General features: G+C 60.9%; 16 protein-coding genes. 2 read left to right on the forward strand and 14 right to left on the reverse strand.

The genetic code is table 11. From position 1 onward, the window contains the following. Nucleotides 1–2: 2 nt before the first annotated feature. The 8 genes from hutH to hutC all read right to left on the reverse strand — a co-directional run bounded on the left by hutH (nt 3) and on the right by hutC (nt 9,421). Nucleotides 3–1,526: a histidine ammonia-lyase gene (hutH, locus tag KHO07_RS27105; protein WP_212626006.1), complete on the reverse strand. Its 1,524-nt coding sequence runs from the start codon at nt 1,524–1,526 to the stop codon at nt 3–5. A 169-nt stretch (nt 1,527–1,695) separates the two neighbouring features. Then, the gene (locus KHO07_RS27110) at nt 1,696–2,526 is read right to left on the reverse strand and encodes a glycine betaine/L-proline ABC transporter ATP-binding protein (protein WP_150735520.1); all 831 of its coding nucleotides are present in this window, start codon (nt 2,524–2,526) and stop codon (nt 1,696–1,698) included. Continuing rightward, complete coding sequence (locus KHO07_RS27115; RefSeq protein ID WP_150735519.1) at nt 2,523–3,374, reverse strand: proline/glycine betaine ABC transporter permease; 852 nt, start codon at nt 3,372–3,374, stop codon at nt 2,523–2,525. The genes KHO07_RS27110 and KHO07_RS27115 overlap by 4 nt, the downstream gene beginning before the upstream one ends. A gap of 70 nt (nt 3,375–3,444) precedes the next feature. After that, nucleotides 3,445–4,413 (reverse strand): ABC transporter substrate-binding protein, encoded by a 969-nt coding sequence (locus tag KHO07_RS27120; RefSeq protein WP_150735518.1) that lies wholly within the window; start codon nt 4,411–4,413, stop codon nt 3,445–3,447. A gap of 69 nt (nt 4,414–4,482) precedes the next feature. Next, on the reverse strand, nt 4,483–5,955 hold the full coding sequence (locus KHO07_RS27125) for a cytosine permease (protein ID WP_212626007.1): 1,473 nt from the start codon (nt 5,953–5,955) through the stop codon (nt 4,483–4,485). A 140-nt stretch (nt 5,956–6,095) separates the two neighbouring features. After that, entirely contained in the window at nt 6,096–7,763 is a 1,668-nt protein-coding gene (hutU, locus tag KHO07_RS27130) for a urocanate hydratase (RefSeq protein WP_150735516.1), read from the reverse strand. Between the two features lie 423 nt (nt 7,764–8,186). Further along, nucleotides 8,187–8,756, reverse strand: coding sequence for a HutD family protein (locus tag KHO07_RS27135; RefSeq protein WP_212626008.1), 570 nt, complete (start codon nt 8,754–8,756; stop codon nt 8,187–8,189). Continuing rightward, entirely contained in the window at nt 8,753–9,421 is a 669-nt protein-coding gene (gene hutC, locus KHO07_RS27140) for a histidine utilization repressor (protein ID WP_244858324.1), read from the reverse strand. The genes KHO07_RS27135 and hutC overlap by 4 nt, the downstream gene beginning before the upstream one ends. Nucleotides 9,422–9,609: 188 nt before the next feature. Here hutC and KHO07_RS27145 point away from each other — a divergent pair, with 188 nt between their 5' ends. Further along, complete coding sequence (locus KHO07_RS27145) at nt 9,610–10,974, forward strand: formimidoylglutamate deiminase (RefSeq protein ID WP_212626010.1); 1,365 nt, start codon at nt 9,610–9,612, stop codon at nt 10,972–10,974. 101 nt (nt 10,975–11,075) lie between these two features. On the opposite strand, the gene KHO07_RS27150 is transcribed toward KHO07_RS27145, so the two are convergent. Beyond that, the gene (locus KHO07_RS27150; RefSeq protein WP_150735513.1) at nt 11,076–11,645 is read right to left on the reverse strand and encodes a lipocalin family protein; all 570 of its coding nucleotides are present in this window, start codon (nt 11,643–11,645) and stop codon (nt 11,076–11,078) included. A 31-nt stretch (nt 11,646–11,676) separates the two neighbouring features. Next, on the reverse strand, nt 11,677–11,931 hold the full coding sequence (locus KHO07_RS27155) for a hypothetical protein (protein WP_056725770.1): 255 nt from the start codon (nt 11,929–11,931) through the stop codon (nt 11,677–11,679). A gap of 281 nt (nt 11,932–12,212) precedes the next feature. On the opposite strand from KHO07_RS27155, the gene KHO07_RS27160 reads away from it, so the two are divergent. After that, nucleotides 12,213–14,105 (forward strand): methyl-accepting chemotaxis protein, encoded by a 1,893-nt coding sequence (locus tag KHO07_RS27160; RefSeq protein WP_212626011.1) that lies wholly within the window; start codon nt 12,213–12,215, stop codon nt 14,103–14,105. Between the two features lie 116 nt (nt 14,106–14,221). Here the strand turns inward: KHO07_RS27160 and KHO07_RS27165 are convergent, their stop codons facing one another. The 4 genes from KHO07_RS27165 to KHO07_RS27180 form a co-directional block, all read right to left on the reverse strand. After that, nucleotides 14,222–14,824 (reverse strand): DUF924 family protein, encoded by a 603-nt coding sequence (locus KHO07_RS27165; protein ID WP_150735511.1) that lies wholly within the window; start codon nt 14,822–14,824, stop codon nt 14,222–14,224. Nucleotides 14,825–14,827: 3 nt separating this feature from the next. Continuing rightward, nucleotides 14,828–15,838 carry a class 1 fructose-bisphosphatase gene (locus KHO07_RS27170; RefSeq protein WP_015093094.1) on the reverse strand — a complete coding sequence of 337 codons (1,011 nt, stop codon included), beginning with the start codon at nt 15,836–15,838 and terminating at the stop codon, nt 14,828–14,830. Nucleotides 15,839–16,111: 273 nt separating this feature from the next. After that, complete coding sequence (locus KHO07_RS27175) at nt 16,112–17,473, reverse strand: DUF3999 domain-containing protein (RefSeq protein WP_212626012.1); 1,362 nt, start codon at nt 17,471–17,473, stop codon at nt 16,112–16,114. Beyond that, a complete protein-coding gene (locus KHO07_RS27180) occupies nt 17,470–20,679 on the reverse strand; it encodes a DUF2339 domain-containing protein (protein WP_212626013.1) in 3,210 nt (1,069 codons plus the stop codon). Before KHO07_RS27180 ends, KHO07_RS27175 begins: the two co-directional genes overlap by 4 nt. Between the last annotated feature and the right edge of the window lie 112 nt (nt 20,680–20,791).

Consider the following 20,791-nt stretch of genomic DNA (forward strand, 5'->3'; position numbering starts at 1 on the left):
AATCAGTTCAGGTTCGGCAACGTCTTGTGCAGCAAATTCGCTTCTTTCAACACGCCAGCAGCGGCGGCGATGTCCGGCGCCAGCCAGCGGTCCTGATCGTAGGCCGGGACGCGTTCACGCAGCAGACGCCACGCGGCATCGGTGCCGGCGCCGAAACGCTGCTCTTTCAAAAATTCAAACGCCTGGGCCGCCAGCAAGTACTCGATGGCGAGGATCTGCGTGCAGTTTTCCAGTGCGCGATGCAGCTTCAGCGCGGCGTTGGTGCCCAGGCTCAAGTGATCTTCCTGCAGGCCCGACGTCACGTAGTTGTCGAGCACCGCCGGTTGCGCCAATTGGCGGTTTTCCGCGCACAGCGACGCGGCGACGTATTGCACGATCATCATCCCGGAGTTCACCCCCGGATTGGCCACCAGGAACGCTGGCAGACCGCTGACGTGCGGGTTGATCAAGCGGTCGAGGCGACGCTCGGCGATGGAGCCGATTTCCGCCATGGCGATGGCCAGCAGGTCCGCCGCCAACGCCACGGATTGACCGTGCGGGTTGGCCTGGGAAACCACGCGGTAGTTCTGCGCGGTACCCAACACCAGCGGGTTGTCGGTGGCGCTGTTGAGTTCGGTTTCAATTTGCCGGGTAGCATGCAGCAGTTGGTCGCGAGCGGCGCCGTGCACTTGAGGAATCGAGCGAATGCTCAATGCATCCTGGGTGCGAATGCCTTTGCTTTGAGCGATCACTTCGCTGCCGTCGAGCAACGCACGCAGGTTGATACCGACTTGCTGCATGCCCGGGTGCGGCTTGAGCGCGATGATTTCGGCATCGAACGCGTCGATCTGTCCGCGCTGCGCTTCGAAGCTCATGGCACCGATGACGTCGGCCCATTCCAGCAGATGCGCGGCGTCAGCAATGGCCAGGCAGCTCAGACCGGTCATGCACGGGGTGCCGTTGACCAGGCACAAGCCATCCTTCGCGCCCAGCTTGACTGGCTGCAGCCCTTCTTCGGTCAACGCCTGCTGCGCGGAAACGATCTGCCCGCGATAGCTGACATTGCCGACGCCCAGCAGCGCGATGCCGATGTGCGCCATGTGGGTCAGGTAGCCCACGGAACCCTGGGACGGCACTTGCGGGGTGATGCCGCGGTTGAGCAGCGCCAACAGCGCTTCGACCACCTGCCGGTGCAGGCCGGATTTGCCGTGGCTGTAGTTGACGACGGCGGCGCACATGATCGCCCGGGTCTGCTCATTGCTGAGCGGCGCACCAACGCCGCAAGCGTGGCTGAGCAAAGTGTTGCGCGACAACTGGCTGAGTTGTTCGTCCTGCAGCGAGACGTTGCACAGCGCTCCCAGGCCGGTGTTGATGCCGTAGGCCCGTTCGCCGCTGGTGACGATGCGCTGGACGATGGCCTGCGCGTTTTCGATGCGCGCCCAGATCGGTGCCGACAGCTCAAGCTGTGCGCCATGACGGGCTACGGCGACCACGTCCTGCCAGGTGACCTGCGCTTGGGTGATAACGATTTTTTCAGCCTGAGACATCTTTGACCTCGTGCTTACAACCTGAATATTGATGCAGCTTCACCGACCTCATCGCTGGCAAGCCAGCTCCCACAGGGACGTGGTCGTATTGCGCATATTTCGTTCACACAACAGAACACTGTGGGAGCTGGCTTGCCAGCGATGGGGCCGGCACAGACACTGCCAGTCTTTAAACCACCGCCGCCCGACGCTGTACGAACCGGTCAACATACTCATCCGCTGGCGAATGCAGGATCTCGCGCGGCGTGCCGACCTGGATCAGGCGGCCGTCCTTGAGGATCGCGATGCGGTTGCCGATGCGCACGGCCTCGTCGAGGTCGTGGGTGATGAAGACGATGGTCTTGTGCAGGGTCTTTTGCAGCTCCAGCAACTGGTCCTGCATCTCCGCGCGGATCAGCGGGTCGAGGGCGCTGAAGGCTTCGTCCATCAGGATGATGTCAGTGTCCGCCGCCAGTGCGCGGGCCAGGCCCACACGTTGACGCATGCCACCCGACAGCTGGTGCGGGTATTTGTTTTCGTAGCCCTTGAGGCCCACGGTATTGATCCAGTGCAGCGCACGTTCGCTGCACAGGGCTTTGCTTTCGCCACGGACCTTCAGGCCGTAGGCAACGTTGTCCAGCACGCTCTTGTGCGGCAACAGGCCGAAGCTCTGGAACACCATGCTGATCTTGCGCCGGCGAAATTCGCGCAGGGCTTCCATGTCGTATTGCAGGATGTCCACGCCGTCCACCAGGATCGCGCCGCTGGTCGGGTCGATCAGGCGGTTGAAGTGGCGAACCAGCGTCGACTTGCCGGAGCCCGACAGGCCCATGATCACGAAGATCTCGCCGCTGCCGATGCTCAATGACAGGTCGTTGACGCCGACCACGCAGCCGGTTTCGGACAGCACCTGCTCCTTGGTCTTGCCCTGGCCAACCATCGCCAGCGCATCCTTGGAACGGTTGCCGAAAATCTTGAAGACGTTTTTGACTTCGATCTTGCTCACGGTTGCGTTGTTCATTTGCTCACCTCATGCCGTGCACGACCGTACGCCTGTGTAATGCGGTCGATCACTACAGCCAGAATCACGATCGCCAGACCGGCTTCGAGGCCGCGTCCGACGTTGAGGGTCTGAATCCCCACCAGCACGTCTTCACCCAAACCACGGGCACCGATCATCGACGCAATCACCACCATCGACAGGGCCATCATGGTCGTCTGGTTGATACCCGCCATGATGCTCGGCAGGGCCAGCGGCAGTTGCACGCCGAACAGTTGCTGCCAACGGTTGGCACCGAAGGCGTTGATCGCTTCCATCACCTCGCCGTCAACCTGGCGGATGCCCAGATCGGTCAGGCGGATCAGCGGCGGCGCGGCGTAGATCACCGTGGCGAAAATCGCCGGGACCTTGCCCAGACCGAACAGCATCAATACCGGGATCAGGTACACGAAGCTCGGCATGGTCTGCATGATGTCCAGCAACGGCATCAGCACCGAACGCAGGCGATTGCTGCGCGCCGAAAGAATGCCCAGCGGGATGCCGATGAGTACCGAAATGACCGTCGCCACCATCATCAGCGCCAAGGTCTGCATCAGCTTGTCCCAGAGGCCGACCGCCCCCACCAGGAACAGCAAGCCGACAATGACGGCGGTGGTCACGACTTTACGGGTTGCGTGCCAGGCAACGCCCCCCACGATCGCCAGCATCAGCCACCAGGGCGCGGCACGCAGCAGGCTTTCGAGATTGACGATGGCCCACAGCAGCGTATCGGAGATGCTGCGGAACACATCGCCGTAGTTGGTGACCAGCGAATCGACCCAACCGTTGACCCAGTCGGCGATGGAAAAGGTAAAGCTTTCGGGAAACATAAGAGACTCTCAATCAAGGGGTTGCGATCAAGCATCCGGCTGCCGTCGTCGACAGCCGGAGAAGCCCAACCTACAAGGCCGCGTCGATTTTCTTGGCTGCGTCTTCGCTCACCCAGGCGTGCCAGACTTCAGGATGTTCCTTCAGGAAGATCTTGGCCAGTTTTGGCGACTCGATGCGTTCCTTGCTCATACGACCCAGGTTCTGGTTCAGCAGGTCGATCGGAACGTTGACCTTTTCCAGCACCGCCACCAGTTCCGGGGCTTCTTCGTGGAAAGTCTTGGACAGGCCGACCTTGATGGTCACGGTCTTGTTCACGCCTGGTTTTTCTTCGAGTTTCACTACGTCGATCTGGCCCATCAGCGGGGTTGGCGACCAGTAGTAGAAGAGGATCGGCTCGCCACGCTTGTAGCTCGACAGCACCGCGGCATCCAGCGCAGGGCCGGTGCCAGGGCGGAAGTTGGTGTAGCTGCTTTCCAGGCCGTAGCTTTTCAGCATTTCGCTGTTATCCAGCTCACAGGTCCAACCGGCCGGGCAGTTGTAGAAGCGGCCCTTGGATGGCTCTTCGGCGTCCTTGAATACCGCAGAGTACTTGGCCAGGTCGGCGATGTTTTTCAGGTCAGGGGCCTTGGCTTCCAGCTTGCGCTTGGCATCGCCTTCGATCACATAACGCGGCACGTACCAGCCTTCGACAGCACCGACCACTGGAGCACCGACACCAACGACTTTGCCGGCCTTCTCGGCCTTGTTCCAGACTTCGCTGCGACCCACCCACTCTTCGGCGAACACTTGAATGTCGTTGCTGCTCAGGGCGTTTTCCATGGTGATGGAGTTGCCCGGCAGGCTGTCGGTCTTGCAGTCGTAACCTTTCTCCAGCACGACTTGCATCACGTCGGTCAGGAGCATGGCGCTTTCCCAGTTCAGGCCGGCGAATTTCACCGGTTTACCCGACTCGCACCAGCCCGCCGCCTGAGTGGCGCCAGCGCTGGCCAACAGGCCCATGGAAAGCAAAGTGGTCAGCAGGGTCTTGTTCGATTTCATTGTAGTGACGCTCCTAATCATGAATGGGCTTACGGCAGTCAAGAGGCATCCAGCCCTGTCCACGTCCAGTCAGGCCTGCGCCGCAGCGCGACCGGCCCCGCTTGTTTTAGTTTGTACAACGCTGTCCTGCTCGACCGGCAGAATCAGGTGATCGGGTACTGAGCCATGCCATTTTTTTGCGCATACGTAATACATGGCAGCGGGCAGCACCAGACCGATGATCCAGGAAATATCCACATCACCCAGCGCTGCGACCAGCGGACCGGTGTAGAACTTGGTGGAGATGAACGGCAATTGCACCAGCACACCGAAAACATAGACGCTGATACCGAGCGCGTTCCAACGACCGTAGCGACCCTTGGGATCGACCAGTGCCGGCACGTCATAACGCTCGCGGGTGATGCAGTAGTAGTCCACCAGGTTGATTGCGCTCCATGGCGTGAAGAACGCCAGCAGGAACAGGATGAAAGACTTGAACGCACCGAGGAACGAGTGCTGGCCGAGCAACGCCATCAGGGTCGCGGCACCGACGATCACCAGCACGAACACCAGACGCTGCAAGCGCGTGACTTTCAGGTCACCGCGGAAACCGCTGATGATGGTCGCAATGCACATGAAGCTGCCGTAGGAGTTCAGCGTGGAGATGGTGACCTTGCCGAACGCGATGCTGAAGTACAGCAGCGCAGCAGTGGCACCGGTACCACCCAGACCCACGATGTACGCCACTTCGTGGCCAGCGAATTGCCCGTTGGCCGAAGCCGCGGCAAACACGCCGAGGATCATCGCCACCTGCGCACCAATGACCGAACCCGCACCCGCGGCGAAAAAGGTTTTCACCGAGGAAACATTGCTCGGCAGGTAGCGTGAGTAGTCAGCCACATAGGGGCCGAACGCGATCTGCCAGGACGCCGCGAGCGACACCGCCAGCAAAAAGCTGCTCCAGCTGAAGTGACGGATTTCCAGGAGTGCGCCTACGTCTGTCTGACTCATCAGGCGGCTGAACAGGAAAACAAAGGCAATCACACCAACGACGCTGGCGACACGGCCGATCCAATGGATTACCCGATAGCCGAGCACCGTGACCAGCACGATGACACTGGCGAAAATGAGGATACCGACGCTGTCGCTGACGCCAAACAACTGGCCCAGCGCCTGGCCGGAAAGTACCGTGCCCGTTGCGGTAAAGCCCAGGTACATCAGGCACACCAGCACGATCGGGATGGCCGCACCATAGACGCCGAACTGCACGCGACTGGAGATCATCTGCGGCAGGCCAAGCTTCGGCCCTTGCGCGGCATGCAGCGCCATCACACCACCGCCAAGCAGTTGGCCGATCAGCAGACCGATCAGCGACCAGAACACATCACCGCCCAGCACCACGGCCAAAGCCCCGGTGACAATCGCGGTGATTTGCAGGTTTGCACCCATCCACAAGGTGAACTGGCTGAACAGACGACCGTGTCTTTCCGCTTCCGGGATGTAGTCGATCGAGCGTTTCTCGATCAACGGTTTGTTGCCTGCACGCTCGCTGTTAACAGCCATGGTTCAACCTCTGTGGATTGTTATTCGGTGTTGCTGTGATCCCCTGTAGGAGCCGGCTTGCTGGCGATCCATGCGGCGCGGTGTAACGGGTGCACCGCACAGATGCTATCGCCAGCAAGCCGGCTCCTACAGGGCAAGCATTACTTGCCAGTGATCATCGGCAGGTTCAGGCCTTGTTCCTTGGCGCAGTCGATGGCGATCTGGTAACCCGCGTCAGCGTGACGCATAACGCCGGTGGCCGGGTCGTTGTGCAGAACGCGAGCGATACGCTCGGCCGCTTCGTCAGTACCGTCGCAGACGATCACCATGCCCGAGTGCTGGGAGAAGCCCATGCCGACGCCGCCGCCGTGGTGCAGGGAAACCCAGGTCGCGCCGCTCGCGGTGTTCAGCAAAGCGTTGAGCAGTGGCCAGTCGGAGACAGCGTCGGAACCGTCCTGCATCGATTCGGTTTCGCGGTTCGGGCTCGATACCGAACCGGAGTCCAGGTGGTCGCGACCGATCACGATTGGCGCAGACAACTCGCCGCTACGGACCATTTCGTTGAACGCCAGGCCCAGCTTCGCGCGCAGGCCCAGGCCAACCCAGCAGATACGTGCCGGCAGACCCTGGAAGCTGATGCGTTCACGGGCCATGTCCAGCCAGTTGTGCAGGTGGGCGTCGTCCGGGATCAGCTCTTTGACCTTGGCGTCGGTCTTGTAGATGTCTTCAGCGTTACCCGACAGTGCGGCCCAGCGGAACGGGCCGATGCCGCGGCAGAACAGCGGACGGATGTAAGCCGGAACGAAGCCTGGGAAGTCGAATGCGTTTTCCACGCCTTCTTCCTGGGCCATCTGACGGATGTTGTTGCCGTAGTCGAAGGTCGGCACGCCCATTTTCTGGAAGTCCAGCATCGCTTTAACGTGCACGGCCATCGATTGCTTGGCGGCTTTGATGACAGCGGCTGGTTCAGTCTTGGCGCGCTCGCGGTACTGGTCCCAGGTCCAGCCGGCTGGCAGGTAGCCGTTAAGCGGATCGTGGGCGCTGGTCTGGTCGGTGACCATGTCCGGGCGTACGCCACGCTTGACCAGTTCCGGCAGGATTTCTGCCGCGTTACCCAGCAGAGCGATGGAGATCGCCTTGCCTTCCTTGGTGTATTTTTCGATGCGTGCCAGTGCGTCGTCGAGGTCTTTGGCTTGTTCGTCGACGTAGCGGCTTTTCAGGCGGAAATCGATGCTCACCTGCTGGCATTCGATGTTCAGCGAGCAGGCACCGGCCAGGGTGGCGGCCAGCGGTTGAGCGCCACCCATGCCGCCCAGGCCAGCGGTCAGTACCCAACGACCTTTCAGGTCATCGTTGTAGTGTTGGCGACCGGCTTCGACGAAGGTTTCGTAGGTGCCCTGGACGATGCCCTGGCTGCCGATGTAGATCCAGCTGCCGGCGGTCATCTGGCCGTACATGGCCAGGCCTTTGGCGTCCAGTTCGTTGAAATGCTCCCAGCTCGCCCAGTGCGGTACCAGGTTGGAGTTGGCGATCAGCACGCGTGGAGCGTTGCTGTGGGTCTTGAACACGCCGACCGGCTTGCCGGATTGCACCAGCAGGGTCTCGTCGTCGTTCAGGTTGGTCAGGCTTTCAACGATCTTGTCGTAGCATTCCCAGTTACGTGCCGCACGGCCGATACCACCGTAAACCACCAGTTCTTTCGGGTTCTCGGCGACTTCCGGGTCGAGGTTGTTCATTAGCATGCGCAGCGGCGCTTCAGTCAGCCAGCTCTTGGCAGTCAGCTTGTTACCGCGAGCAGCGCGGATTTCAACGTCACGAAATTTAGTCACGAAAAAACTCCTCAGCAATCAATCCAAAACCAACCCAGGCAGTGGGCGAGCAAGCCGATGGGCATCAGTGCACACCGGCGAATCAGTGGACGACGGTTGAGTCTTCGTGACTCATACGCATACGTCTTTACTTGTACATACAAGCATATGCAATCAAGCGGCCAACTTATTGGATGAGCATTCAAGAAAAATTCGGAAACGGCGGGAGAGCGCCTGAAACAAGGGTTCTGACGCAGATGAAATTTTTCGCGGGGATTTTTCGGAGGGGCTGCAGGCTGTTACTTGAGCGGGGTTTTGCGCCACGCTGGGGCGTTCGGTAACAATGTGGTGCGCTTTGGGGAACAGCTTCGTAGGAGCCGGCTTGCTGGCGATAGCGTCCTTACGATCGCTATCGCCAGCAAGCCGGCTCCTACAGGGTGTAGTTCAGCGCTCTGTCAATTCGATCACGCAGCAGGCGCCGCGAATGGAAACCTCAAGCAGACCGACGTTGCCAACAAGCTGAAGGCAATCATGACACCCCAACTGCGACGCACTGTTACCGACCTTCACTTCCAGCGCTTCACTGACACTGAATACCAGCACAGTACCGGCCTCACTGAAAAAACGCTGCTCACCACTCAACCATTGCAACCGCGCGCCGTAGCGTTGTGGCGCATAGATCAGGTTGAAATCGCGGATCGGCCCGCCGAGCAACGTACAGGAAACCTTGCTCTCGCCGCTGAACGCAAACGGGTCCAGCGGTAACAACGGCCGGGTGTTGTGGCCGTCAACCGACAAGGTCATGCCATCGCCCTGCAACACCGTGATGATCCGCTGGTAACCGGCAAATGTGGAAAACCCACCGGACTCACCGATATCGGCAATCGACAAGCGCCAGCCAAACCCGTCCAGGCCGGTACCGACATCACGGGTGATTTCTTCGGTGCTGCCGCCACCGTTTTTCCACGGCATGCGCGGGTAATCTTTGGCGCGTAGAACTTTCAAACTGCTCATTTATGAAAGCGTCCTTCCAGACGATGACGGGAACCGGGGTGAATCAATCGAGCGGCGGTCACGGGCTGGCGGCCAGACCAGGTGCGGCGTCGAATCAGCAGGCACGGCTCGCCTTTCTCAATCTGCAGCAATTTGCATTCGGACGGCTCGGCCAGGATCGCCTCGACCACGTGTTCGCCTTCGGTCAGCGGCGCGACCTGGTTGAGGTAGGCGTAAGGCGTCTGCAGGGTGAAGTCCTGCTTGAGGTAGTCCGGCGCCACCAGCGCATTGACGAAACGGTCTTCGATTTGCACCGGAATATCGTTTTCGAAATGCACAATCAGCGAGTGGAAGACTTTCTGCCCTTCGCGCATGTCCAGGGCCAGGGCGCGCTCTGAACCGGCGGCCTCTTCTTCCAGGGTGATGACCTTGCAGGTGTGACGATGGCCGCGGGAGGCGATTTCGTCGGCGATGTTGTGCACTTCGAAGAGGGCGGACTGGCTTTTCGGCTCGGCGACGAACGTACCGACCCCCTGCATGCGCACCAACAGACCGTCGGCGGTCATCTCGCGCAAGGCGCGGTTGATCGTCATGCGGCTGAAGCCAAGCTGGCTGACCAGTTCGCTTTCCGACGGCACGCGGTAATGCGGCGGCCAGTTTCCACTGTCGATTTGCTGGGTAATCATTTGTTTGACGCGGGCGTACAAGGGCGCCGGACTGTCGCCCAAATTGGCACTCAGCGGCGATGTGGCAGGCGGAGTCGGCACGGTTAATCCTTGTTCATTTGTTGAGGGCTACTAGATTGCCGGAGTTTACCGAGCAGGCAAACGTCTGTATATGTATATACAAATAACACACGATGGGGTGCTGAACCATGTCCGCCTTCTTTGCCGAACGCGCGCTGCTGCCTAGTGGATGGGCCAACAATGTACGTCTTGAGGTCAGCGCCGACGGCGTTTTGACCCATATCCAGGCCGATTCCACCGCAGAAGGCGCTGAACGGTTAAGCGGCCCGCTGCTGCCAGGCATGCCGAATCTGCACTCCCACGCCTTCCAGCGGGCCATGGCCGGGCTGGCGGAAGTGGCGGGCAATCCGAATGACAGTTTCTGGACCTGGCGCGACTTGATGTATCGCCTCGTCGGAAAAATCAGCCCGGAGCAACTCGGCGTCATCGCCCGTCAGCTGTACATCGAAATGCTCAAGGCCGGTTACACATCGGTCGCGGAATTTCACTACGTACACCACAACACCGATGGCCAGCCCTATGCCGACCCGGCCGAGCTGGCCCTGCGTATCAGCGAGGCCGCCAGCTCGACCGGCATTGGCCTGACCCTGCTGCCGGTGCTGTATAGCCATTCCGGTTTCGGCGGCCAGACTCCGAACGAAGGTCAGCGCCGCTTCATCAACAGCACCGAAAACTACCTCAAGCTGCAATCGCGCTTGCAACCCATACTGGCGCAACAAAAGGCTCAGTCGCTGGGTTTGTGTTTCCACTCGCTACGCGCGGTCACGCCGCAGCAGATCAGCGAAGTGCTGGCCGCCAGCGACAAGCAGTGCCCGGTGCACATCCACATCGCTGAACAACAGAAAGAAGTCGACGACTGCCTGAGCTGGAGCGGCCGACGTCCGTTGCAATGGTTATACGAGAATGTCGACGTCGATCAGCGCTGGTGCCTGGTCCACGCGACCCACGCCAACCCGGAAGAAGTCTCGTCGATGGCCAAAAGCCGCGCGATTGCCGGCTTGTGCCTGACCACCGAAGCCAACCTCGGCGACGGGATTTTCCCGGCGGTGGACTTCCTCGCCCAAGGCGGGCGCATGGGCATCGGTTCCGACAGCCATGTCTCGTTGAGCGTGGTGGAAGAGTTGCGTTGGCTGGAATACGGCCAGCGACTGCGCGATCAGCGGCGCAACCGCTTGTATGGTGCGGATCAGCCGATGGTCGGGCGCACGTTGTTCGATGCGGCACTGGATGGCGGCGCGCAGGCGCTGGGCCAGCCGATTGGAGCGTTGGAAGTGGGCAAGCGTGCGGATTGGCTGGTGCTGGACGGTAACGATCCGTATCTGGCGACGGCCAGTGGCGACGGGATCTTGAATCGCTGGTTATTTGCCGGGGGCGATCGGCAGGTGCGGGATGTGTGGGTGAATGGTCAGTGGGTCGTGCGTGATGGGCGGCATGCCGGGGAAGAGGAAAGCAATCGCGCCTTCACTCAAGTTCTGCGCGATCTCTTGGGCTAACGCCCAACCTTTGTAGGAGCCGGCTTGCTGGCGATTGCGATTTGCCTGACACACCGAGGTGCCTGAATCGCCAGCAAGCCGGCTCCTACAAGAATGCGCTATCAGTTCGAGGTCTTGGCCATCTGCGTATCCGACGCCCGCCAGATCAATCGCGTGGTGTCGTAACCCTGCTGACGCGCCTTGCTCAGCAATTCTTCACGCACCACCCCGTTGACGGTCGGGGTGCGAGACAGCAGCCAGAGGTAGCGACGGCTCGGGTCGCCGACGATGGCGGTCTTGTAGTCATCGCTGACATACAGCACCCAGTATTCGCCCTTCGCCACGCCCGGAATCAGCCTCGAAAACCAGGTGTCGAACTCGACCCACAACTTGTCGGTTTTACCCGGCACCTGTGGATAAGCCGTGCCCTTGACCTCTTCCCATTGCCACTGCGCTGTCAGGCAGCGGTTCAACACCGCGACGTTACCATCGGGCAACAGGGTGTAGTGGGCTTCGGATTGCGCGCAGTCACGCTGGAAGTACATCGGCAGTCGGGCCAACTCGTACCAGGTGCCTTGGTAACGCTTGAGGTTGACGCTGTTGGCAGTCTTGGGCGCCAACGGATCCTGGCCAGAACTGGCACAGCCGGCCAATACCAGGCCGGCAAAAAGCATTATGAATAACCGCTTCATTGTTTTTCTCCCGTGGGCACGTCGCCCCGGTTTACTTCAGGCCTTGGCCGGAAAACATCAACACTTTGTCACCGGCGAACTGCACGCTGATAAAGCTGTTCTTGTCACCCCATGTGCAACTGGACATGCCGAGCGCGCCAGAGCAATCGGCGGGTTTGCCCAACAAGGTTTCCACTTCGGCCTTGGCCATACCGGCCGAGAGCTTCGAGTAGTTTTCCTGATTGACTTTGCTGCACGCAGCCAACAACACGCAGAACGAAAGCAGGGCGATGGATCGCAGCGACATGTGAACTCCAGGGGCGATGGGGAATGGCATGACTGCCAAGCAGAACCTTAGAAGAGAAAACCCCTATCTGGTTCCCTGCCCGGCTGGCTATTTGTTAGGCCGCTCGTCTGCCTTTATCCGGCAAATCAGCCACTTTGCATGGCTATCGAGTATTTCGTCGGATTTGCGCAAATCCGCCTAATCTTTGGCGCCGCCCAGTCGACACAAATGCAACGCAAAGCCACGTCGCTGGCCATTGCCCCCCCCCTTTGTTGACCAGATTTCCTGCGGTAGCTCATCCAATGACTCGAAACATGAAGTTCAGCCACAAGATTTTGTTGGCTGCCGCCCTCGTGGTGGCCGTCGCATTCGCTTGTTTCATCCTGTTCAACGACTATCGCCAACGGCAAACCTTGCGCAGCAGCACCGAAGCGTCGATGCAGGAACTCGGCAGCCTGACCACAAGCAACATCCAGACCTGGCTGGAAAGCCGCATGCAGTTGCTGCAATCGATGGCCCAGCAGGTGAGTGCCGACGGCAATGCCCCCGCCAGCCTGAAACGGATCATCGACCTGCCCGCCTACACCGGCAATTTCCAGCTGAGTTACTTCGGTGGCGCCGACGGGGTGATGTTCTCGGTCCCGGCCGGCAACCGCGCGCCAGACTACGACCCACGCGCCCGTGGCTGGTACAAGGCCGCCAACAGCGCGCAACAGACCATCGTCACCGAGCCGTACATCGCCGCTTCGTCCGGCAAACTGGTGATCACCGTGGCCACACCGGTGCAGCGTCAGGGCCAGATGATCGGCGTGGCCGGCGCCGACATCGACCTGTCCAGCGTCAGCGCGATCATCAACTCGCTGAACTTCGGCGGTCACGGCCACGCGTTCATCGTCGGCGCCGATGGCAAGATCCTGATCCACCCGGACAACAAACTGGTGCTCAAGAACCTGGCCGAGGCTTACCCCAACGGTGCGCCGAACGTCAGCCCGGGCATGAAAGAAGTCGAGATCGACGGCAAGCGCCAGTTCATCTCCTTCACCCACGTCAACGGTGTGCCGTCGGCGGATTGGTACGTGGCACTGGTACTCGACCAGGACACCGCGTTCTCGATGCTCAGCGAATTCCGCACCTCGGCATTCATTGCCATGGTGATTGCCGTGGTGATCATCATCGCGCTGCTGGGCATGCTGATCAGCCTGTTGATGCAACCGCTGCTGACCATGGGCCGCGCCATGCATGACATCGCCGAAGGCGAAGGTGACCTGACCAAACGCCTGACCATTCACGGTCACGACGAATTCGGCGCGCTGGGGCTGTCGTTCAACCGCTTCGTTGAGCGCATTCACACCTCGATCATCGAAGTGTCCTCGGCCACCGGCCAGGTCAACGAAGTCGCCCTGCGTGTGGTGGCGGCCTCCAACTCGTCGATGTACAACTCTGACCAGCAAGCCTCGCGCACCAGCAGCGTGGCCGCGGCGATCAATCAACTCGGTGCCGCCGCCCAGGAAATCGCCCAGAACGCCGCCCTCGCCTCGCAGCACTCCAGCGATGCGCGCAGCCTGGCCGAAGACGGCCAGCAGGTGGTGGATAAAACCATCGCGGCGATGCAGCAGCTCTCGGCAAAAATCAGCGATTCCTGCGGCAACATCGAGACACTCAATAGCAACACGGTCAACATCGGACAGATTCTGGAAGTGATCACCAGCATCTCCCAGCAGACCAACCTGCTGGCGCTCAACGCCGCCATCGAAGCGGCACGAGCCGGTGAGGCCGGACGCGGTTTCGCGGTGGTCGCCGACGAAGTACGCAACCTTGCCCATCGCACCCAGGACTCCGCACAGCAAGTGCAGACCATGATCGAAGAGCTGCAAGTCGGCGCCCGTGCGGCCGTGGGCATCATGACCGACAGTCAGCGCCAGAGCGAAAGCAGCGTCGGTATCGCCAACCAGGCCGGCGAACGCCTGGGCAGCGTGACCCAGCGCATCAGCGAAATCGACGGCATGAACCAATCGGTAGCGACCGCCACCGAAGAGCAAACGGCCGTGGTGGAATCGATCAACGTCGACATCACCGAAATCAACACGCTGAACCAGGAAGGCGTGGAGAACCTGCAATCGACCTTGCGCGCGTGTGCGGACCTTGAGCAGCAAGCGGCGCGGTTGAAGCAATTGGTGGGTAGTTTCAGGATTTAAGGCGCTTTCGCTGGCCTCATTGCTGGCAAGCCAGCTCCTACAGAGATCTTTGCCGCACCGCAGATCACTGTAGGAGCTGGCTTGCCAGCGATGGCGGCATCAGCGGCAATACAATTCTAAAACCTTGATCCCGGCTTCGACAGAAACGCCAACTCTTCTGCCGTAGATTCGCGCCCCAACACCGCATTGCGATGGGGAAACCGTCCAAACTGCGCAATCACTTTCTGATGCTTCTCGGCGTAATCCAGATAATCGGCAAACAACGCCCGGTCATCTTCCGATTGTTGTGCCACCAGTTCGATGTACCGCGAGATGCATTCGTTCTGCACCGCCAGGTGCTCGCAGTGCTCCAGCACCAGATAAATGAACACTCGCTGGATCGGCTGCAACTGCCGATCGAAATCCGCAGCAATGCCTTGCGCCACCAGTGCCTGAGCCCTGAGATCGCCGGAAAAGGATTTGGGAGAGTCGCGAAAGATCATTCGCGGGAGTTGATCGAGCAACAGCACCAGCGCCAGCCAACCTTCGGGACGTTGCGTCCACTCGGTCAATCCGCCGGCCAGTGCCTGCTCGACCCAGTCCCCGAAACGCTCACGCGCTTCGAGGTCCTGGCTGTCACGCTTGCCGAACCACAACCTGCCCTTTTGCGCCGCCACTTCCTTTGCTGATTCAGAGGTTCCGAACCACCATTCGAGCAACGGCTGCCAGGGCGCAGTCATGGTTTATTCCTTGTGATAAGCCGTTACGCGGGCCACTTCTTCTTTCGAACCGAGGAACACCGCTACGCGCTGGTGCAGGCCTTCCGGCTGAATGTCGAGGATGCGCTGGTGACCGTCAGTGGAAGCACCGCCCGCCTGTTCCACGAGGAACGACATCGGGTTGGCTTCGTACATCAGGCGCAGTTTGCCCGGCTTCGAAGGCTCGCGGCTGTCGCGTGGGTACATGAACAAACCGCCACGGGTCAGGATGCGGTGTACGTCGGCGACCATCGCGGCAACCCAACGCATGTTGTAGTTCTTTTTCAGCGGGCCTTCATCGCCTGCCAACAGCTCGCCTACGTAGCGCTGTACCGGGGCTTCCCAGTGACGCTGGTTGGACGCGTTGATGGCAAATTCCTGGGTGGCTTCAGGAATGGTGATGTTTTCGTGGGTCAGTACAAAACTGCCCATTTCACGGTCCAGGGTGAAGCCTTTCACGCCGTCGCCCAAGGTCAGGATCAGCATGGTCTGTGGACCATAGATCGCGTAACCGGCGGCGACTTGCTGGGTGCCTGGCTGCAGGAAGGCCTTTTCATTCAAAGGTTCGTTCTGGCTCAGGTATTCATTCGGGCAACGCAGAACCGAGAAGATCGTGCCGACCGGAGCGTTGATGTCGATGTTCGACGAACCGTCCAGCGGATCGAAAACCAGCAGGTACGCGCCTTTCGGGTATTTGCCCGGGATCTGGTAGGCGTTGTCCATTTCTTCGGACGCCATGCCGGCCAGGTGGCCGCCCCATTCGTTGGCTTCGAGCAGGATCTCGTTGGAGATCACGTCGAGCTTCTTCTGCACTTCGCCCTGGACGTTTTCAGTGCCCATGCTGCCCAGAACGCCGCCGAGCGCGCCTTTGGACACGGCGTGGTTGATCTCCTTGCAAGCACGCGCCACCACTTCGATCAGGAAGCGCAGATCGGCAGGAGTGTTGTTGCTACGGGTCTGCTCAATCAAATAGCGACTCAAGGTAACGCGGGACATGGAAGGCTCCGAGGAATGGGGGGGGGCTAAAAACCCGCGCAGTTTAACGCGAGTCGGGGCGTATTTCCTCCTATCAGACGTGATCGGCCGAAGAGAGTTCATGCGCGGGGTTGAGCGTAGATGGAAATGGGCCGGATGTGAGGCACCGATAGAGGCAGTTTCGATAATTCAGTGTCAGTTCCGACGCCATCGCTAGCAAGCCAGCTCCCACAGGGACGCCGCAGTACCTGTGGGAGCTGGCTTGCCAGCGATCGGGTGCGCAGCCACCGGACTTCAAGGTTTGACCGGCGGTTTGCGCAGCAGACTGAACGCCATCGCCGCCAGGAACAGTACGCTGAGCAACAGCACCGCCCACAGGCCGAATTTCTTCCAGTCGGTGCCCACGGCCACCGGCACTGTCGCAGCCGTCGGTGTCACCACCCCACCATCCACCGCAGCCTTGCCCAATGTTGCCAGTTTCGCCGCGCTGTAGTCCGGTATCAGCGTCGACAATGGCAGGTTCGCCGCCTTCACTGTCGAATTGCCCAGCGCCAGCGTATACGGCCCCGGCCCGCGTGCCAGAAATACCAGGTGCGTCGCCCGCACGGCGAATTTCACCGCAGGCGCCTGCGCCCCGAGACCACCGCCGCGCTCGTCCACGATCAGTTTCAATTGCTGTACGGTTTGCCCCGACAACTGCAATTCGTCTTGCACCACGTCCTGCCCGCTCTGGGTCAGGCGATAAAGTAAACCGCTGCTCAACGGTTGCCACGGCAGGCTGCTATCCCGACGACCGGATAACATGACCGGCGCCAGACTATTGGGCTGGCTCAGCTCGACCTGCACTCGCTCGACATTGACCCCCATCGGCAATTGCCAGGTGTACTCACCGGCCTTCACGCTGCTGCCGGCCAACGCTTGCGACCAGACCAACGGCAGCGGCAGGCTGCGGCTGCTTTGCAGTTGTGCCGACGTCAGGATCGGCGCCGATTGCGGTGTCTCCCACAGCAAACGCAAATAGCGCGCCGATTGCCCCGGCAGACCGACTTCATGTTGCTCGACCCGCTCATCGGCAAAGGTCAGTCGCGCGACCTGCCCTTCTCCCCAGGACTGCCAGTTTTGCAAATCGTCACTGGCCTCGATGGTGAAGCGCTGGAAGCCGTCGCGCTCGCTGGTCCAGTCGAGGATCAATTGCTGCAACGGCGCCTTGATCGCACTGGCGTCGAGCAGCCAGCCGCGCAACTCTTCCTCGCCCGCCTCCAACTGACTGGAAGGCTGCACTTCGACCAGCGTGCCGTTGGCACTCGATTGCACCCGCACGCTCGGCGCATGCTCGGTGGCGTCCGCCGAGTTGTACAGGGGAAACCATTTGACGTCGGTCAGCGTTCGGCTGTCTTCCGCTTGGGTGGTGGCCCGCGCCAGGGCGTAGGCCTGTGGTTCGCCATCGGCGTTGAACACGCGAACATCGCTCAGGTCGGTTTGCCGGGCATTCAGTTGCACCGCCAATGGCAGCTCAAGGCGATACCACGGCCCCTCGCCGCTGACGGACAGCGGCACTTGCGTGGTGAAGTCCGCGAGTTTTTCCTGGGCGCCAGCCGAGAGCGCCATCCCCATGGCAATCACGCCCAACCAACTCAGGTTCAGCTTTTGACTCAAGACGACACTCCTCCGGTTTGCGGGGCCGGTTTTCCGGCATCCGCCGCCTCGGCGCGCTTGGGTGGCAACGGGGCAAAGTAGCCCACCACCAACAGCAACACGCCAACGCCGATAAACGACACGATCCGCGCCAGTCCGCCACGGTTACTCAATTCGACAAAGAACAGTTTCGCCACCACCACGCCGATCAGCGCCGCACCGATCAGCCAGACTTCGCGACGATGACGCAAATGGCCGCCGATCATCAGACTCAGGGCGATCAACGTCCAGACGATCGACAGTCCGGCCTGCACCAACATGGATTCGAGCAATGCATCGAGCTGGAACGGCACACCTCTCCAATGGTGCGCCGTGCGCATCACCAGCGCAGTAAAGAACACGAAGAGCGAGACGCCAGCGATCATCTGCGTGGCGCGGGCGGCGTAGTCCTTGCGCACCTCCAGTTGCGTCACGGCGCTGCGCGACCAGACGTACACGCCGAACAGTGCAAACAACAATCCCAGCTCCAGCGGATTGATCAACGGTACGTAGGGCAGCGGCTCGGCCATGCCGTCACTGACAGCGTTGGCCAACCAGAACCAGCCCAGCATCAACAACGCCAAAGGCGCGGCGGCGTACACACGGTACTCGCGGGAATAATCCGAAACCGGCCACGACCAATCCCGGGGCGCGGCCATCAGCACCAGATACAGGCTTGGCAGAATCGCCCAGCCCAACCAGCGCCAGGCGTTGTATTGCTCGGACAACAGCAACAAGCCGTAACGCAACTCCAGCGCGAGCACGCCGATCAGCAGCCAGCAACCGAGCACATGGGCGGCACTGAGCGCCCACGCAGGCAACAGCGGTGCCAAGCGTCGCAGTGAGATGAAATGCACCACGAACAGCGCCGTCCACGCCAGCCAGCCGAAGTTGGCCGCCGGGTGATAACGCGAATGCCATGCGGCGAGCAAAATCAGGCCCGCAGCCGGGATCAGCAAAGTGCAAAGCAACGCCAGTGATGACCAATTCAGACGCAACGCCAGCAAGGCCCACAACGCAACGCTCAGCGCCGCGACCGCCAGCAACAACGCCGCTTGCAGGGTCGGCGGAGCAAACCGCAGCACTTCGCTGACCCACGCCAGCGCCCACCAGCCTGCGCCCCACACCAGCAATACCTGAGACAGACGTTGCAGCGTCATTCCATCAAACGCCGTGGTCGGCTTGCTGAACTGCACGCGCCAGGCGCCGACCAACCCCGTCAGGCCGAGTATCAATGGTGTCCAGAAACCGCCATGGGCCAACGGGCGTAAATCCTCGGTGAACAACGGAGCGGCCACCAGGAACAGCACACCCCCCAGCCACTGCACGGCCATGGCGGTGAACACGAAGGTGCGCGACGGCAGACGCAGACCGACAAACACTGTGATCAACCCGGCCAACGCCCAACTGATCGTCGTGCCCTCGGTGAAGAAGAACAGCGGTGCCAGCAGATAGAGGAATGTCAGGCCGAGGCAGGCCAACACCGGAACACCTTTGCGCTCCCACGGTGACACCTGCTCGGGCGGGGCTTTATGCAATTGATAGAAGCTGAACAACAACGCGATACCGAGCAGCAATGCACCCAATGGCACACCGTCAAGAAGGCTGCCCTCGCCATCGCTCAGCTGGCTGAGAAACGTCAGCGCCGAACCCAGTTGCAGCAGCAAGGCGAATGCCCGGGCCACCGGTCGTTGCTGACGCAGGCCAAGCCAGAAAATCCCCGCGCCTTCTACGGCCCAAGCCGCTGTCGTCCAGCGCGCATCAAGCCCCAGTGGAATTGCCAGGCTGGTGAAGATCACGCCCAAGGCCAGGCAGGTTTCTGCCAGCAGCAACGTACGACCGCTATACAGCAGACGCGCCAGGCTCATGTAGATGATGCCGAGAGCCAAGGCACTGAACGCGGCGGCGAATTCCAGGTGTTGCACCAACGCGAACTGCAAGCCGAAGCCCACCAGCGGCGGACCGAAAAACAACGTGCCATCGACGTAGTCGCCCTTGCGGGCCGACCACTGCAGCAGTGCCTTGCGGTCGCTGCCCTCGGGCGCATCGCCGATCTCCAGCAACTTGCGGCGGGCGAACAGCAGACCGATGGCCAGATACATCAGGAAGAACAGAATCAGAAACGGCTCGGTGCTCCACAACAGCTCCGGCGTGTAGGTTCGTGCGCCCCAGGCGAAACCGATGCCGAAGGTGCCGACGAAGCCGATCACGTTCAGCGTCCGCCAGGCCTTGAACCGGGCGATGGCCAGGATGCCGGCATTGAGCAAGGCAAAATAGCTGAACAACGCAACATGGCTGCCGCTACCGGTAGACGCCAGAATCGGCGCGGCAAACCCGCCCAATGCAGCCGCAGCGGCCAGCCCCAACGAGTCCTGGGTAACGGCGAGAATCGCCGAAAACACCGTCACCGCCACCAGCAGCCCAAACGCCGCCGAAGGGTCGAGCAGCGGATGCAATCGCATCGCTGCGAACACCGTCAGGTACAGCACCGCGACTCCAGCGCCCTGAAGCATCAATGCGTAATGGTTGTTTCGGCTGCGCAGCCACCATCCAAGGCCCAGCAGTCCCAACGCCGCCGCCGCGACACCGGCGTAACGCAGTTCAACCGGCACCACCACGCCTTCAGTCGCGTAACGCAGCAGGAACGCCAGACCGAGAAACAACAGCACCACGCCGACCCGCAGCACGGTGTTGCCACCGAACAACCAGGCACGGGCGCCATTAATGGCGCGTTCGATAAAGCCAGGGCCTTGGGGTGCCGCAGGCGACTGCGGCTCGCGGGCGACCGGCGCCGGTTTCCAGGCATCGAACGATGGCGCAGGACGGGTTTCGTTGGCTGCGCCGGGGACGGCTTCGAGTTCCGGCGGCAGCTCCCAGACCAGTTCAGTGGGGGTTTGCGCGACCATAATGTCGGGGGCGGGAGCGGCTTCGCTGATGACCGGTTCACTGGCCTCGGGCACCTTGACGCCGGACACCTCCAGTACCGCCAGCCGTTGTTCGACGGCATGCAACGCAACCTGCGCCTGTTCAAGCAAGCGCCCTTGCGCATCGGCCTGCACAGCCAAACGGCCAAGGCGAATGGCCTGGCCGATTGCCAGGCCAAGCAGCGCGCCCAGCAGCGCATCGCTGAACGACTCGTCGAGTATCCAGCCCAGCACCAGGCCAATCAGCATCAACATCCATTGCATGGTCGATATCCCTAAGCGGCCCCCATGGCGGGGCGTGTCCGGCTATTCAGTGTCAGGATCAGTCTAGTGTGAAACCACAAAAACCTGTGGGAGCGAGCTTGCTCGCGATAGC

The organism is Pseudomonas sp. PP3 (assembly GCF_905336995.1).
Taxonomy (GTDB): Bacteria; Pseudomonadota; Gammaproteobacteria; order Pseudomonadales; family Pseudomonadaceae; genus Aquipseudomonas; species Aquipseudomonas reinekei.

Bases quoted from the DNA above. Each gene is read 5' to 3' on its own strand.
- hutH (WP_212626006.1), bottom strand. From the start codon at position 1,526: ATGTCTCAGGCTGAAAAAATCGTTATCACCCAAGCGCAGGTCACCTGG.
- KHO07_RS27110 (WP_150735520.1), bottom strand. From the start codon at position 2,526: ATGAACAACGCAACCGTGAGCAAGATCGAAGTCAAAAACGTCTTCAAG.
- KHO07_RS27115 (WP_150735519.1), bottom strand. From the start codon at position 3,374: ATGTTTCCCGAAAGCTTTACCTTTTCCATCGCCGACTGGGTCAACGGT.
- KHO07_RS27120 (WP_150735518.1), bottom strand. From the start codon at position 4,413: ATGAAATCGAACAAGACCCTGCTGACCACTTTGCTTTCCATGGGCCTG.
- KHO07_RS27125 (WP_212626007.1), bottom strand. From the start codon at position 5,955: ATGGCTGTTAACAGCGAGCGTGCAGGCAACAAACCGTTGATCGAGAAA.
- KHO07_RS27135 (WP_212626008.1), bottom strand. From the start codon at position 8,756: ATGAGCAGTTTGAAAGTTCTACGCGCCAAAGATTACCCGCGCATGCCG.
- hutC (WP_244858324.1), bottom strand. From the start codon at position 9,421: ATGATTACCCAGCAAATCGACAGTGGAAACTGGCCGCCGCATTACCGC.
- KHO07_RS27145 (WP_212626010.1), top strand. From the start codon at position 9,610: ATGTCCGCCTTCTTTGCCGAACGCGCGCTGCTGCCTAGTGGATGGGCC.
- KHO07_RS27150 (WP_150735513.1), bottom strand. From the start codon at position 11,645: ATGAAGCGGTTATTCATAATGCTTTTTGCCGGCCTGGTATTGGCCGGC.
- KHO07_RS27155 (WP_056725770.1), bottom strand. From the start codon at position 11,931: ATGTCGCTGCGATCCATCGCCCTGCTTTCGTTCTGCGTGTTGTTGGCT.
- KHO07_RS27160 (WP_212626011.1), top strand. From the start codon at position 12,213: ATGACTCGAAACATGAAGTTCAGCCACAAGATTTTGTTGGCTGCCGCC.
- KHO07_RS27165 (WP_150735511.1), bottom strand. From the start codon at position 14,824: ATGACTGCGCCCTGGCAGCCGTTGCTCGAATGGTGGTTCGGAACCTCT.
- KHO07_RS27170 (WP_015093094.1), bottom strand. From the start codon at position 15,838: ATGTCCCGCGTTACCTTGAGTCGCTATTTGATTGAGCAGACCCGTAGC.
- KHO07_RS27180 (WP_212626013.1), bottom strand. From the start codon at position 20,679: ATGCAATGGATGTTGATGCTGATTGGCCTGGTGCTGGGCTGGATACTC.